Annotated in this window: 16 protein-coding genes; 8 read left to right on the top strand and 8 right to left on the bottom strand. The window is 65.8% G+C overall.

Features of this window, described 5'->3' with window-relative positions; all coding sequences use genetic code 11:
* The 4 genes from G369_RS0125680 to G369_RS0125665 all read left to right on the top strand — a co-directional run.
* Positions 1–177, top strand: a 177-nt coding sequence (locus G369_RS0125680; RefSeq protein ID WP_019656920.1) for a transposase, incomplete at its 5' end; no start/stop codon positions are given.
* Between the two features lie 625 nt (positions 178–802).
* Positions 803–1,393: a TRAP transporter small permease gene (locus G369_RS0125675; RefSeq protein ID WP_019656919.1), complete on the top strand. Its 591-nt coding sequence runs from the start codon at positions 803–805 to the stop codon at positions 1,391–1,393.
* Positions 1,390–2,688, top strand: a complete 1,299-nt coding sequence (locus G369_RS0125670; protein ID WP_019656918.1) for a TRAP transporter large permease — start codon at positions 1,390–1,392, stop codon at positions 2,686–2,688. The genes G369_RS0125675 and G369_RS0125670 overlap by 4 nt, the downstream gene beginning before the upstream one ends.
* Positions 2,689–2,740: 52 nt before the next feature.
* Positions 2,741–3,778, top strand: a complete 1,038-nt coding sequence (locus G369_RS0125665) for a DctP family TRAP transporter solute-binding subunit (RefSeq protein WP_019656917.1) — start codon at positions 2,741–2,743, stop codon at positions 3,776–3,778.
* A gap of 22 nt (positions 3,779–3,800) precedes the next feature.
* On the opposite strand, the gene G369_RS0125660 is transcribed toward G369_RS0125665, so the two are convergent.
* Positions 3,801–4,766 carry a GlxA family transcriptional regulator gene (locus tag G369_RS0125660; protein ID WP_019656916.1) on the bottom strand — a complete coding sequence of 322 codons (966 nt, stop codon included), beginning with the start codon at positions 4,764–4,766 and terminating at the stop codon, positions 3,801–3,803.
* Positions 4,767–4,871: 105 nt separating this feature from the next.
* Between G369_RS0125660 and G369_RS0125655 the strand changes: the two genes are divergently transcribed.
* The 4 genes from G369_RS0125655 to G369_RS0125640 all read left to right on the top strand — a co-directional run bounded on the left by G369_RS0125655 (position 4,872) and on the right by G369_RS0125640 (position 7,968).
* Positions 4,872–5,339 carry a tautomerase family protein gene (locus tag G369_RS0125655; protein ID WP_019656915.1) on the top strand — a complete coding sequence of 156 codons (468 nt, stop codon included), beginning with the start codon at positions 4,872–4,874 and terminating at the stop codon, positions 5,337–5,339.
* 18 nt (positions 5,340–5,357) lie between these two features.
* Positions 5,358–6,203, top strand: coding sequence for a dienelactone hydrolase family protein (locus G369_RS0125650; RefSeq protein ID WP_019656914.1), 846 nt, complete (start codon positions 5,358–5,360; stop codon positions 6,201–6,203).
* A 246-nt stretch (positions 6,204–6,449) separates the two neighbouring features.
* Positions 6,450–7,559: a nucleoside hydrolase gene (locus tag G369_RS0125645; protein WP_080647900.1), complete on the top strand. Its 1,110-nt coding sequence runs from the start codon at positions 6,450–6,452 to the stop codon at positions 7,557–7,559.
* Positions 7,560–7,617: 58 nt separating this feature from the next.
* Positions 7,618–7,968 (top strand): hypothetical protein, encoded by a 351-nt coding sequence (locus G369_RS0125640; RefSeq protein WP_157773779.1) that lies wholly within the window; start codon positions 7,618–7,620, stop codon positions 7,966–7,968.
* 33 nt (positions 7,969–8,001) lie between these two features.
* Here the strand turns inward: G369_RS0125640 and G369_RS0125635 are convergent, their stop codons facing one another.
* The 7 genes from G369_RS0125635 to G369_RS0125605 form a co-directional block, all read right to left on the bottom strand.
* A complete protein-coding gene (locus G369_RS0125635; RefSeq protein ID WP_019656911.1) occupies positions 8,002–8,448 on the bottom strand; it encodes an SRPBCC family protein in 447 nt (148 codons plus the stop codon).
* A gap of 187 nt (positions 8,449–8,635) precedes the next feature.
* Positions 8,636–9,373, bottom strand: coding sequence for an amino acid ABC transporter ATP-binding protein (locus G369_RS0125630; protein WP_019656910.1), 738 nt, complete (start codon positions 9,371–9,373; stop codon positions 8,636–8,638).
* 148 nt (positions 9,374–9,521) lie between these two features.
* Entirely contained in the window at positions 9,522–10,190 is a 669-nt protein-coding gene (locus G369_RS0125625) for an amino acid ABC transporter permease (RefSeq protein ID WP_026346622.1), read from the bottom strand.
* A 1-nt stretch (position 10,191) separates the two neighbouring features.
* Positions 10,192–10,950: an amino acid ABC transporter permease gene (locus tag G369_RS0125620; protein WP_019656908.1), complete on the bottom strand. Its 759-nt coding sequence runs from the start codon at positions 10,948–10,950 to the stop codon at positions 10,192–10,194.
* Between the two features lie 98 nt (positions 10,951–11,048).
* Positions 11,049–11,945, bottom strand: coding sequence for a transporter substrate-binding domain-containing protein (locus G369_RS0125615; RefSeq protein WP_020723262.1), 897 nt, complete (start codon positions 11,943–11,945; stop codon positions 11,049–11,051).
* Positions 11,946–12,097: 152 nt separating this feature from the next.
* Positions 12,098–13,570, bottom strand: coding sequence for an aspartate ammonia-lyase (locus G369_RS0125610; protein ID WP_019656906.1), 1,473 nt, complete (start codon positions 13,568–13,570; stop codon positions 12,098–12,100).
* Positions 13,571–13,756: 186 nt separating this feature from the next.
* Positions 13,757–14,740, bottom strand: a complete 984-nt coding sequence (locus tag G369_RS0125605) for a LysR substrate-binding domain-containing protein (protein ID WP_019656905.1) — start codon at positions 14,738–14,740, stop codon at positions 13,757–13,759.
* Positions 14,741–14,796: the final 56 nt, after the last annotated feature.

Below are 14,796 nucleotides of genomic sequence, written 5' to 3'. Positions count from 1 at the left end.
AAGGTGGAGCACCCGTTTCGGGTGATCAAGCGTCAGTTCGGCTTGGCAAAGGTGAGATTCAAGGGATTAGCCAAGAACACTGCGCACGTGATCACGCTGTTTGCGCTGTCGAACTTGTGGATGGTCAGAAGGAAACTGATTGCGATGATGGGACAGCTGCGCCCGCAGGCAGCGTGAAGGGGGCATAGAAGCCCTCAAACGCATCGGATGCTCGGTGCAACGAGCCTGCGAGTGCAGCGGGACCGCACGCACCCTCTTCAGCCGGCCAATTTACGACTTGATCAGACGTTCCCTAGAGGGTTGATCAACCACGGCAGGCTTCTTGATCGCCTCATCGAACCTGGTTGGATCGAAGGACTGCAACCAGACTGAAGCAAGCATCGAATGCAGTCCCCAAGGTCGATCGCGCCCGAAACCAACCCTTCGGATCTCTCCCCGTCCCGCGCGCAAGCTCAGTAGCACGCCCCGCACGTTCAGCCGCAATCCGCCGCAGCCGCCGAACTCCCAACTTGCCGCCGTATTCATCGTGCACAGGCCATCGGATGCTCCCCGCAACAAAATAAACCGGGAACTCGAAGGGCGGAGGACATTCGCGGAGGGGAGTACCCGGCGCCCTGTGCACACGCCCCGAAAGCCGCTCAAAGAGCCAGCCCCAGGCCAACCGGCTAAGGAAACCCCCGATACATGAATGGTCATGGACCCCCTAGCATCGGTAACAGTTTCCCTGTCGAGGTGTACGGAACGCGTCCCGGCGTCCGCCCGGTGACATGGCGTTCGTGCGTGCCTCACTGACCATCCTGCGATGACAACTCCACCCGAGTCCGGCCCCACGCTGGACGCCGCCAGCCCCATTCCCCCCGACATCGAAGCCGCAGACGAACCGACCAAGGTTCCCCTTGCCATCGAGGACTGGCTCACGGTCATCATCATGGGCGCGCTGGCGCTCATCACTTTTGCCAACGTCATCGTCCGCTACTTCACCGATTCTTCCTTCGCCTGGACGGAAGAGTTCTCGGTGTTCCTGATGATCATGCTGGCGCTGGTGGCCGGCTCGGCCGCCGTGGCGCGCGACCGGCACATCCGCATCGAGTACTTCTCCGAAAGCGGCTCGATGGCGCGGCGCAAGCGGCTGGCGCAGTTCGGGGCGCTGATGATCGCCGTGCTCTTCACGCTCATCGGCGCGCTCAGCATCCGCATGGTGTGGGACGACTACCGCTTCGAGGAGACGACGCCCGGTATCGGCCTGCCCTCCTGGTGGTATTCGATCTGGCTGCCCATCGTGTCTTTCGCCATCGCGCTGCGGGCCATAGGCCTCATGATCCGCCGCGGACGCGAGACGACGCACGGCGATGGCGAAGCTGACGACAACAACAGCAAGGGCGACGCATCGTGATCGCCACCCTGCTCTTCGTCGCCTTCGTCGTGATGATGCTGGTGGGCGTGCCCATCGGCGCCGCGCTGGGCCTGGCGGGCGCCGCCTGCATCGCGCTGGCCAACGGCGACGCCCAGTGGTTCGGCCTGCTGGCCGTGCCGCAGAACTTCTATGCGGGCCTGGGCAAATATCCGCTGCTGGCCATTCCGATGTTCGTGCTGGTCGGCTCCATCTTCGACCGCTCGGGCGTGGCGCTGCGGCTGGTGAACTTTGCCATTGCCATCGTGGGGCGTGGCCCCGGCATGCTGCCGCTGGTGGCGATTGCGGTCGCGATGTTCCTCGGCGGCATCTCGGGCTCGGGCCCGGCCAATGCGGCCGCGGTGGGCGCGGTGATGATCGCGGCCATGTCGCGCGCGGGCTACCCCGCGGCCTACTCGGCCAGCGTGGTGGGTGCGGCGGCGGCCACCGACATTCTGATTCCGCCTTCGGTCGCCTTCATCGTCTACTCGGTGCTGGTGCCCGGCGCCTCGGTGCCCGCGCTGTTCGCCGCCGGCATGGTGCCCGGCGTGATGGCCGGCCTGGCGCTGATGATTCCGGCCGTGTGGCTCGCCCGCAAGCACAAGATGGGCGCGCTCGAAGCCACGCTGCCGCGCCCGCCTTTCTGGAAGAGCTTTCGCGAAGCGACCTGGGGGCTGGCGGCGCCGGTGCTCATCTTGGGCGGCATGCGCGCGGGCTGGTTCACGCCCACTGAGGCGGCCGTGGTGGCGGTGTTCTACGGCCTCTTCGTGGGCATGTGCATCCACCGGACCATCAAGGTGCGCGACCTGTTCGTCATCTTGCGCGAGTCGGGCGAGCTCTCGGCGGTGATTCTGCTGGTGGTGTCGCTGGCGGGCATCTTCGCGTATTCGCTCTCGACGCTGGGCGTGATCGACCCGGTCACGCGCGCCATCGTGAACTCGGGGCTGGGCGAGTACGGCATCCTGGCGCTGCTGATCTTGCTGCTCATCACGGTGGGCATGTTCCTCGACGGCGTGTCGATCTTCCTGATCTTCGTGCCACTGCTGCTGCCCATCGTGCAGTACTACAAGTGGGACCCGGTGTGGTTCGGCGTGATCCTCACGCTGAAGGTGGCGCTGGGCCAGTTCACGCCGCCGCTGGCGGTCAACCTCATGGTGTCGTGCCGCATCGCGAAGGTGCGCATGGAGGAGACCGTGCGCTGGGTGGGCTGGATGCTGTTCTCGATGTTCGTGGTGATGGTGCTGGTCATCATCTTTCCCGAACTGGCGCTCTGGCTGCCGCGCAAGCTCGGCTACTGACCCCTTCTTTCGTCCGTCCCGTCGCAGAACCATTATTAGGAGAGCCTTGATCATGAAATTCCGCCGCACCCTGCTCGGCCTTGCCGCCGTTGCCACCGCCCTTGGTATGTTCTCGTCCGGCGCCATGGCGCAGGCCGCCTACAAGCCCGAGTACAAGATGTCGCTGGTGCTGGGCCCGCCCACGCCGTGGGGCCAGGCCGGGAAGATCTGGGCCGACCTGGTGAAGGAGCGCACGCAGGGCCGCATCAACATCAAGCTGTACCCGGGCGTGTCGCTCATCCAGGGCGACCAGACGCGCGAGTTCAGCGCGCTGCGCCAGGGCGTGATCGACATGGCCGTGGGCTCGACCATCAACTGGTCGCCGCAGGTCAAGCAGCTCAACCTGTTCTCCATGCCCTTCCTGATGCCCGACTACGCGGCCATCGACGCGCTCACCCAAGGCGAGGTCGGCAAGGAGATGTTCAAGACGCTCGACAAGGCCGGCGTGGTGCCGCTGGCATGGGGCGAGAACGGCTTCCGCGAGATCACCAACTCGAAGAAGCCGATCAAGTCGCCGGCCGACATCAAGGGCATGAAGATCCGCGTGGTGGGCTCGCCCATCTACTCCGACATGTTCACCGCGCTGGGCGCCAACCCCACGCAGATGAGTTGGGCCGACGCGCAGCCAGCGCTGGCCAGCGGCGCTGTCGATGGCCAGGAGAACCCTCTCTTCCTGTTCACGGTGCTCAAGATGCAGACGGTGGGCCAGAAGTTCGTGACCACCTGGGGCTATGTGGCCGACCCGCTGGTGTTCGTGGTCAACAAGGAAATCTGGGCCTCGTGGACGCCGGCCGACCAGGCCATCGTGCGCCAGGCCGCCATCGACGCGGGCAAGGAAGAGATCGCCATCGCGCGCAAGGGCCTGGTGGAGGCCGACAAGCCGGTGCTCAAGGACATCGCCGGCATGGGCGTGACCGTGACCAGCCTCACGCCGGCCGAGCGCGCCGAGTTCGTTAAGGCGACGCGGCCGGTGTACGACAAGTGGAAGTCGACCATCGGCGCCGATCTGGTGGCGAAGGCCGAGCAGGCGATCGCTGCACGCAAGAAGTAAGGGCGACAGCTGCCGCGCCTGCTCAGGCGCGGTAGCGGCTGGGGTTTGCTCCGGCCACCTTCTTCATCAGGCGCCGCAATGCCGTGGCGTCTTGATACCCCACCGCCCCCGCCACCTGCTCGACCGTCATGCGGCTGGATTCGAGCAGTGCGCGGGCGCGCCGCAGCCTCACGCTCTGCACCAGCGCCTGCGTGCTCTTGCCGGTGGCCTTGTGGATGTGCCGCGACAGCGTGCGCTCCGACATGCAGAACTCGCGCGCCAGCTCGCTCACCGCCGGCGCCTCGGGCAATGCCGATTCGACACGCGCCGCGAGCCGCGCCACCAGGTCGTTGCCGCTGGCCAGCACCTCCGCCGCGATGAACGGTGCCTGCGCCTGGCGGCCGTCGATCAGCAGCATGCGCGAGACAAGATCGGTGAGCGCGCTGCCGCAGCGCTCGCGCAGCAGGTGCAGCATCAGGTCGGTCTGCGCGAAGGCGGCGCCTGCGGTGACGACGGGGCCGTCGGAGCACACCATGCGGTCGGCATCGACGGTGCAGCCGGGCGCCATGCGTGCGAGCAGCGGGGCGTACCACCATGAGACTGTCGCGCGCCGGCCTTGCAGCAGGCCAGCGGCGTTGAGCAGGAACACGGCCGAGCACGAGGCGGCGACCTGCCCGCCGGCCTTGGCGTGACGCGCGAGGGCGGCGATGGCCTTGGCTGCGTCGTCGCTTTCCAGGCATCGGCGGATCTCGCCGGGGGTGTTGAGGCCGAGCCCCGGCACCACCCAGGTGGAGCGATCGTTGCGCGGGCGCACGGGCAGGCGCGTGGTGTCGAGGCTCATGCCTGCGCGCAGCTGCACCGGTCCGCCATGCACCGAGCACAGCCGCCAGCGAGGCGGCGCGACGCCTGCTCGGGCAGCCATCGCTTCAGCTGCGCCGAGGATGTCCATGGTGACCGCAACGCTGGAGTTGAAGGCGCCGGGCAGCACGAGCACGGTGAAGTCATGCATCTGGAAGATTGGCCGATAAGGCCTCAAAGGAGTCGAATTGGACACTGCCATTCTGTCGGCGCCGAACGTCCAATACAAGCTTCGAAGCTCCCAGGCCGCAGTCGCATGCCCACCATCCTCGTGAAGATTCCCCATGGCTCGTTTCCCGGTGAGACCCGCGCCGTGCTGGTTCGCAAGATCAACGAAGCGGCTGCTGCAGCCGAACAGATGCCCGATGAGCCTCGTGCACGAGCCATGTGCTGGGTGTTGATCGAGGAAGCCGACCCCGGCGCCTGGACCTGCGGCGGTGCTGACGTGACGGCCAGGCTGCTGCCCTGCACCGTGCTCGCATACCTGCCGGCCGGTGTGCTCGATGACGCATCGCGTGCGCTCTTCGTCGCGGGCATTCACACAGCGTTCGAGGAAGCACTGCCGGCAGACGACCGCCGCAGACTCGCCACATCCGTGGTGATGCACGAGGTGCCCGATGGCGCATGGGGCGTGGGCGGCAAGGTCTGGCACCTGCCCGACTTCGCACGCAGCGCGGGTTACGCGCATCTGCAGCATCTGGTCGATGCGGCACAGGCCAACTGAACACCGGAGGAGACACCCATGGCGCAACAGCACCAACGCCCCCTGACCGAAGACGACCCGCTCGACGACTTCACCGCGCGCCAGATCACGCTGGACGGCATCGAGAAGAAGGTCTACGTCATGGGCCGGGGCCCGGCCGTGATCGTGATGACCGAGATGCCCGGCATCAGCCCGCACGTGGCGCGCTTCGCACGCTGGGTGCGCGATGCGGGCTTCACCGTCTACATGCCGTCGCTCTTCGGCCGCGACGGCGCCGTGCCCGGTGCGGAGGAAGGCATCGCGGTGTTCAAGCGCGCCTGCGTGAGCGCCGAATTCCGCGCCTTCGCGGCCAACGAGTCGAGCCCGGTCACGCAATGGCTGCGCGCGCTGGCGCGGCTCGCGCACGCGGAGTGCGGCGGGCCCGGGGTCGGCGCGATCGGCATGTGCTTCACGGGCAACTTCGCGCTCTCGATGATGCTGGAGCCGGCGATGCTCGCGCCGGTGATGTGCCAGCCCTCGCTGCCGATGGACAAGCCGGAGGCGATGAACATGGCGCCCGAAGAGCTGGCCGCGGTGCGCGAGCGGCTGGAGCGCGAGGACCTGACCGTGATGGCCTACCGCTTCGAGGGCGACAGGCACTGCAGGGCGCAGCGCTTCGCGGCCTTCCAGCAGGCGCTGGGCCACCGCTTCGTGGCGCGCGTGCTGCCCGACAGCGCGGCCAACACCCAGACGCCGCCCTTCTTCGCGCAGGTGGTGGCGAGCCCGCACAGCGTGGTGACGGCGCACCTGATCGACGAGGCGGGGCAGCCCACGGTGGCTGCGCGCGACGAGATACTGGCCTTCTTCGCGCGGCGGCTGCGGCCATCGGGCGCTGTCGGGGGCTGATCGAGCGGCGTTTTCGCAACAGGCGGTGCGCGGCTTCGGGGCGCCGCGGATGAAACCTCGTCGCGTGCTTTGCGCACTTTCCGTTTCGGTTGCGCGCGGGCTCTAAAGCCTTGGTCTACGCGCCGTTGCGGGTGCTCGCGCGGCAGTCGAAAATGCGGGCGCGATCAGGTGTCCGCGGCAGGTGTTGCTCTGGCAGACTGACTTGAAAGGCGCACTGTTCCTCAGCGCCTGCAAGGAGGTTCTTTCATGCATTCCAGGGCTGCTGCAGCGGCAACGCCGTCGTCATTGCCATCGCGCCTCGCGGCGACGATCTTCCCGATTCTTCTTCTCGGACTTGCCGCCCTCTTGACCGCCAGCCTCATCGCCACGAAGGCCCATGCCGCCGACGCCAGCACTGCCACTGCGGCGGCGGCCACGACGCACACGCTCATCATCGACACCGACCCCGGCGCCGACGATGTGATCGCGCTGCTCTTCGCCATGGCGTCGCCCGAGCAGCTGAAGATCCAGGCGCTCACCACCGTGGCCGGCAACGTGCCGCTTGCAAAGACCTCGCGCAACGCACGCCTGGCGCGCGAGTGGGCGAAGCGGCCCGACATCGCCATCTACGCCGGCGCACCCCGCCCGCTGCTGCGCACGCCGATCTACGCGGCCGACATCCACGGCAGCGAAGGCATCACCGGCGTGAAGGTGCATGAGCCCAGCCAGCCGCTAGCCGACGGCAACGCGGTCGACTACCTGATCCGCACGTTGCGCGCCGCGCCCGAGAAGAGCGTGACGCTCGCGATGCTCGGCCCCGAGACCAACCTCGCGCTCGCACTCACCCAGGCCCCCGACATCACGCGCGGCCTGCGCGAGCTGGTGCTCATGGGCGGCGCGCACTTCAACGGCGGCAACATCACGCCCACGGCGGAGTTCAACGTGTTCGCCGATCCGCACGCGGCCGAGATCGTGCTCAAGAGCGGCGTGCCCATCACCATGCTGCCGCTGGACCTGACGCACAAGGTGCTCACGAGCCCCGAGCGCATCGCAAAACTGCGCGGCCTGGGCAACCAGGCCGGCAGGACCGTGGCCGACATCCTCGACGCCTACGTGCAGCACGACATGCAGTACTACGGCCTGCCCGGCGGCCCGGTGCACGACGCCACCGTGATCGCCTACCTGCTGCAGCCCTCGCTCTTCAGGGGCCGCAAGGTGAACGTGGAAGTCGACAGCCGCGAAGGCCTTGGCTTCGGGCAGACGGTGGTCGACTGGTACGGCGGGCTGAAGAAGCCGGCCAACGTGAACTGGATCGCGGAAGGCGATGCGCAGGGGTTCTTCGATCTGCTGACGCAGAGGATTTCGCGGTTGCCTTGAGCCGGGAGCGCGAGGTGCATCGGCGCAAGACGACAGATGCGGTGGCTACCATCGCGCGATGCCCACCTCGAACACGACGGATCGATCTGCTTTCTTCAACTGGATTTCAGCAGGCATGCTGATGAGTGGCCTCGCACTGCCACTCATCGCCCAGGCCGTCGGACCGGGCTTCTGGTCGCCGCTTCTCTACTCTCTCTCGTTGCTCTGCTGGCTCGTACTGCCTTTTTGGTATCCCTACTCAGTGGTGAAAACAGGGATCCTGGGCGCCCGGAACAGGGTTTACAGACAGCAGGAGCCCTTCAGGTTTTGGCTGGGGCTGGCAACCTATGAAACGCTCCTGCTTGTTGTGAGCGTTCTGCCGACGCTGGCCGCGTATACCGGCTTGGTGGGGAGCCAGGTGCCGCAATAAGCCGGCACTCGCTCGATCCAGCGAAAAGCGCTGTCAGCCCGGAATGTTCGGCTCCACCAGTTGAGCCAGCGAGACCAGCGACTCCTGCCAACCCAGGTAGCACATCTCCGTCGGGATCATCTCGGGAATGCCCTCCTGCACGATCGAGACGTCGGTGCCGCAGGACACCTCGGTCAGGACCACGGTCGTCTTCATCGTGCCCGGAAGGTTCGGGTCGTCGAAGGCCGCGTCGTAGGCGATGCGCTTGCCGGGAACGAGCTCGAGGTACTTGCCGCCGAACGAATGGCCGTTGCCGGTGCCGAAGTTGGTGAAGGACATGCGCCATGCGCCGCCGACCACCGGCTCCATCGCGTGGACCTTGCCGACGAACCCGAAGGGCGGCAGCCAGCGCTCGAAGGCGCCGGGCTGGACGAACGCGCGGTAGACCTTGTCGGGCGAGGTGCGAAGGACACGGTGCAGGTGGACGGTGTTGGTAGCCATGATTGATTGCTCCTGAAGAAAATCGAGGACGACCCTCGATAGCACGTCGGATGAGCCTGATGAAAATCGACAGGCGCCAAGATCAGGGAAAACCCGCGGCCACGCGACATGGCCTGGTTCCAAGCAAAAAGGCCGCGCTGCCCGGAGGACAGCGCGGCCTTTGGCTTCCTGGCCTTGCAGCAGCCGATCAGTGCTGCAGGATCTTGTTGAGGAAGTCCTTGGTGCGCGGCTGGCGGTTTTCGGGGTGGCCGAAGAACTCGTCCTTCGAGCAGTCTTCCAGGATGCGGCCGCCCACGTCGATGAAGATCACGCGGCTGGCGACCTTGCGGGCGAAGCCCATTTCGTGCGTGACCACCATCATGGTCATGCCTTCCTTGGCCAGGTTCACCATCACGTCGAGCACTTCGCCGACCATCTCGGGGTCGAGCGCCGAGGTGGGTTCGTCGAACAGCATGACGATGGGGTCCATCGACAGTGCGCGGGCGATGGCCACGCGCTGCTGCTGGCCGCCGGAGAGCTGGCCGGGGAACTTGTCCTTGTGCGCCATCAGGCCCACGCGGTCGAGCATCTTCAGGCCGCGGGTCTTGGCTTCGTCGGGCGAGCGGCCGAGCACCTTGATCTGGGCGATGGTGAGGTTCTCGGTGACGGACAGGTGCGGGAACAGCTCGAAGTGCTGGAACACCATGCCGACCTTGGAGCGCAGCTTGGGCAGGTTGGTCTTGGGGTCGTGCAGCGGGATGCCGTTGACGGTGATCTCGCCCTTCTGGAAGGGCTCGAGCGCGTTCACGGTCTTGATGAGCGTGGACTTGCCGGAGCCCGACGGGCCGCACACCACCACCACGTCGCCCTTGGCGATGCTGACGGAGCAGTCGTTGAGCACCTGCACCGGGCCGTACCACTTCGATACGTTCTTGATTTCGATCATTTTTTCGGACATTTTCAAACTCCTGTGAGCAGGTTCATCGCACCGAGTGCAGTCGGGGAAACGCCGTGGAACCGGCTTTGCCGGGCCACCGGCGTTGCCCCCTGGAAGGGGGTTGGCGAAGCGACACGAAGCGCGCGAAGACCGGGGGTCATCTGATGATCGCGATTTTCTTGTGCAGGCGCTTCACCAGCCAGGAAAGGGCGTAGCACATGACGAAGTACACGACGGCGGCCAGCAGGTAGGCCTCTTCCGGCCGGCCGAAGTTCTTGCCCGCGGTCTCGAAGCCCTTGAGCAGGTCGTAGGCGCCGATGGCGTAGACCAGCGAGGTGTCCTGGAACAGGATGATGGTCTGCGTGAGCAGCACCGGCAGCATGTTTCGGAAGGCCTGGGGCAGGATGACCAACTTCATGTTCTGGCTGTAGGTCATGCCGACGGCCATGCCGGCGAACACCTGCCCGCGCGGGATCGACTGGATGCCGGCGCGCATGATCTCGGAGAAGTAGGCCGCCTCGAAGCAGATGAAGGTGATGACGGCCGAGGTTTCCGCCCCGATCGGACGGCCGATCACGAAGGGCACCAGCAGGAAGAAGCCCAGGATCACCATCACGAGCGGCACGGAACGCATGCCGTTCACATAGGCCGCAGCGGGAAAGTCCAGCCACTTCTTGCCCGACAGGCGCATGAGCGCCAGCAGGGTGCCGAAGAAGATGCCGCCCAGCGTGGCCACGACCGTCAGGATGACGCTGAAGTAGAAGCCCTTCAGCACATAGTTGCTGATCAGGCTCCAGTTGTAGAAGGAAAAGTCGAGATTCATCATGTCAGTGGCCTCCCGTGCCACCGGCAGCAACGAAGCCCGGCACGCGCACCTTGCGCTCGATGAAAGTCATGATGCGGTTGATCAGCATGGCGCTGATGACGTAGAGAGCGATCACGCCGATGTAGATCGGGATCTGGGCCGAGGTTTCTTCACCGGCCTGCAGGTAGAACTGAGTGAGTTCGGGAATCGACACCGCGAAGGCCACCGACGAGTTCTTGAAGATGTTCATCGACTCGCTGGTCAGCGGCGGCATGATGATCCGATACGCCATGGGCAGCAGCACGAAGCGGTAGTACTGCGGCGTCGTGAAGCCCACGGCCATGCCTGCGTAGCGCTGGCCGCGCGGCAGAGCCTGAATGCCCGAGCGCAATTGCTCGGCGATACGTGCCGACGTGAAGAAGCCCAGCGCGCAGACCACCAGCACGAAAGGCGGCAGATCGCGCATCGGCGGGATCATCTTGGGCAGCACGAAGTACCAGATGAACACCTGGACCAACAAGGGGACGTTGCGGAAGAGTTCCACCCACGCGTTGCCGAGCCGGACAAGCCAGGGGCTGTCGGGCAGCGTGCGCAACGTGCCGATGATCGAGCCCACGACCAGCGCCAGGAACAGGGCCGTCAGCGCCACGCTCACGGTCCAGCCCCAAGCAGTCAACATCCATTGCAGATAGGTCTGATCCGATCCGCGCGCGAAGCAGCTTGCGACCACTTCATTGGTGAGCGTGTCCTGGCAAAAGACCGACATGTCCAGGTTCAGCATCCATCCTCCTTCGCGGGTAAGGGCCCGCGCCCATTGCATCGAAAAGCCCGCGTCGGCAGGGTGCCGCGCGGGCTTGGCTTTTCAGGTCTGACGCCGCTTTACTTGGGGGCGTAGGCTTCCATGGGCTTGTCGTTCGGGTTGGCCCAGGCGGCCTTGGTACCTTCCGACACAGGCATGTTCAGGTTGACGTTGTTCGGCGGGATCGGCTGGGTGAACCACTTGTCGTACAGCTTGGCCAGCGAGCCGTCCTTGATCTGGCGCACGATGCTGTCGTCGACGGCCTTCTTCAGCTTGGCGTCGCCCTTGGGCAGCATGCAGGCGATGGGCTCGACCGACAGCACTTCGCCGACGATCTTGAAGTCCTTGGGGTTCTTCGACTTGGCGGCGTTGGCGGCCAGGATGGAACCGTCCATCACGAAGGCATCGGCGCGGCCCGACTCGAGCAGCAGGAAGCTGTCGGCGTGGTCCTTGCCCATGACTTCCTTGAACTCGACGCCTTCGGCGCGCTTGTTCTTGCGCAGCGTCTGGACCGAGGTGGTGCCGGTGGTGGTGGCCACGACCTTGCCCTTCAGATCGGCGATGCCGTTGATGCCCGAATTGGCCTTGGTGAGGATGCGCACTTCTTCCACGTAGGTGGTGTAGGCGAAGTCGACGTCCTTCTGGCGGGCCGTATTGTTGGTGGTGGAGCCGCACTCGAAGTCGATGGTGCCGTTCTGGACCAGCGGCACGCGGTTCTGCGAGGTGATCACCTGGTAGTTGATGGTCAGGGGCTTGCCGAGGTCCTTGCTCAGGTCCTTGATGATGTTCTCGGCCATTTCGGTGTGGAAGCCGACGTATTTGCCGCCGCCCAGGGTGTAGGCCAAGCCAGAAGAGTCACGCACGCCCAGGTTGACTGCGCCGCGCTCCTTGATCTTGGCGAGGGTATCGGTGGCCTGCGCGAACGCGCCGGTTGCCACGAACGCCGTCACTGCCAGCGCGAGCAATTGCTTTTTCATCAGAAGACTCCTTGGGAATTAGACAGAAAGAAACACAGCGAAATTCTAGACACACACTGTTGTTGTGCGCATTGGTAACCACCCCGGTGCACGGCATACTGAACTGTGCAGTTCCGTGCAGGGGTGGGCGCTCGTCTGGTGCATGGGTCCCGTCATGACGCCGATGGAGGAGGATTAGCAGCCTCCGTGCCTGTCGGCACGGCCGCGGGGGAAACGGGTGCGGCCAATCTTACAGGCTGTGTCAGGTTCTCCGGCACCAGCAGCGCATCCATCTCGGCGCGCGTCATGATGCCCAGCGATTCGGCCACGAGGTCGATCGGCCCGCCGGTGGCGAGCGCGGTCTTGGCGATGAGCGCGGCCTTCTCGTAGCCGATGAGCGGATTCAGCGCCGTGACCAGCGTAACCGACTCGCGCACCCGCTTCGCCAGGAATTCGCGGTTCGCCTCGATGCCCTCGACGCAGTTGTGCTGCAGCGTGGTGCAGGCGCGGCTGAGGTGCTGGATGCTCTTGAACAGGCTCCAGCCCATGATCGGCTCGAAGGCGTTGAGCTGCAGCTGGCCCGCTTCGGAGGCCAGGGTCACGGTGATGTCGTTGCCGATGACCTCGAAGGCCACCTGGTTCATGACTTCCGGGATCACCGGGTTGACCTTGCCCGGCATGATCGACGAGCCCGCCTGCCGCGCCGGCAGCCGGATCTCGCCGAAGCCGGCCTGCGGGCCGCTGGACAGCAGGCGCAGGTCGTTGCAGGTCTTGCTGAGCTTGGTCGCCACGCGCTTGAGCACGCCCGACAGCTGTACGAAGGCGCCCGTGTCCTGCGTGGCCTCGACCAGGTTGGCGGCCTGCTTCAGCGGCACGCCGGTCTGTTCGGCCAGGTATTGGCACGCCAGGTTGGCATAGCCGTGCGGCGCGTTGATGCCGGTGCCGATGGCGGTGGCGCCGAGGTTGATTTCCTCGATGAGCGCGCGGGCCTCGCGCAGGCGGGCCTCGTCCTCCTCGATCATGATCGCGTAGGTCAGGAACTCCTGGCCCAGCGTCATGGGCACCGCGTCCTGCAACTGGGTGCGGCCGATCTTGAGGATGTCCTTGAACTCCAGCGCCTTGGCCTCGAACGCGCGGCGCAGCGAAGCCATCGATTCGAGCAGCCGGCCGATGGCGAACCACAGTGCCAGGCGCACCGCAGTGGGGTACACGTCGTTGGTGCTCTGCGAGGCGTTGACGTGGTCATTGGGATGGAGCACGTCGTAGCGCGCCTTCTCGTGGCCCAGCTTTTCCAGCGCGAGGTTGCAGATGACCTCGTTGGCGTTCATGTTGGTCGAGGTGCCGGCGCCGCCCTGGATCACGTCGACCACGAACTCGTCGAGCAGCTTGCCCTCGACGATGTCGTCGCAGGCCAGGATGATGGCCGCGGCGCGGTCGCGGTCGATGGCGCCGAGGTCGGCGTTGGCGCGGGTGGCGGCCTTCTTCACGTAGGCCAGCGCGCGCACCAGGTCGGGCATGGCCGAGATGCGGGTGCCGGAGATGGGGAAGTTCTCGACCGCGCGCGCCGTGTGCACGCCCCAGTAGGCGATGGCGGGGATCTGCTTCTCGCCGAGGAAGTCGTGTTCCGTCCTGAAGTTGGAGCTCATCTGCGGTTCCTCGGCTTAAAAAAAAGCACGCGTAGGGCGCGTGCCGTGGGTTGGGATCGTGACAGCGAAAAGCAGCCGCGACTGTAGTGGCGCCGGATTCGGTGCGCCAATGCCTTTTGCGGGAGGGCCTATGCGCGGCATTTATAGATTGTGCGATGCACAAATTCCGATCGAGCCGCCATGCCGTCAGCGCTGCGGCTGGGTGCCGACGAGGTACGACCAGAGCGCATCGGCGGTGCGCTTGGGCTGAAGGGTGTCGGCCGCCTTCAGCGCCGCCCGGCCGGCGCCGGCCTTGACCGGGGCCGGCGTGCCCGGGCGCTCGCGGTACGCGCGGATCTCCATGGTCGCCTCGAGGCTGTCGATCTCGGGCGGCAGCGCGCTCACGAGCTTGCGGGCCTTGATCTCCTTGCGCACCGCACTCTGCGGCAGGAAGGCGATGCCGTGCCCTTCGAGCGCCATGACCTTCAGGCCCTCGGCCATGTCGGTCTCGTACACGCGGTCGAGATGGATGGCGGTGCCCGATTCCTTCAGCAGCTGGTCGACCACACGGCCCAGGTAGGCGCCCGGTGCATAGCCCAGGTAGGGCAGCGGCTGGCCGGGCCGGCCCGGCAGGCGGTAGCGGGGCGCGCCCTCGGAGTCGGCCTTGACCCAGGGGGCGACGGTTTCCTGGCCGAGGCTGACCATCTCGTACTTGTTGGCGTCGAGCTGCAGCGGCTGCGAGGGGTGGTGGTAGGCGATCAGCAGGTCGCAGCTGCCTTCGACGAGCCGCAGCACGGCGTCATGCACGTTGAGCGCGATCAGGCGGCTCTTGATGGGCCCGAAGTGCTCCCTGAGGCTGGTCACCCACGAGGGAAAGAAGGTGAAGGCCAGCGTGTGCGGCACCGCGATCTCGATCACGTCCTGCCCCGCGGCCGAGTGGCCGCGCAGCATGGCGCGGGTGCTCTGCAGCGACTGCAGCATCTCGATGGCCTGGCTGTAGAGCGTCTGGCCCGCGGGCGTGAGCCGGGTCGGGTACGAGCTGCGGTCCACCAGGTCGGTGCCGGCCCAGCCTTCGAGCGCCTGGATGCGGCGGGAGAACGCCGGCTGCGTCACGTGCCTCAACTGGGCCGAGCGGCTGAAGCTGCGCGTTTCCGCAAGGCTGATGAAGTCTTCGAGCCACTTTGTTTCCATACGCGGCGATTATGCGAGCGCCGCGCCATACTGGGCGCCCCCTCCTTTTCCCTCAT

The organism is Variovorax atrisoli 110B, from assembly GCF_000382045.1.
In the GTDB taxonomy this organism is placed as follows: domain Bacteria; phylum Pseudomonadota; class Gammaproteobacteria; order Burkholderiales; family Burkholderiaceae_C; genus Variovorax; species Variovorax atrisoli.
The sequence above is the reverse complement of the archived record's forward strand: the minus strand, read 5'-3'. Positions and strand labels throughout refer to the sequence as shown.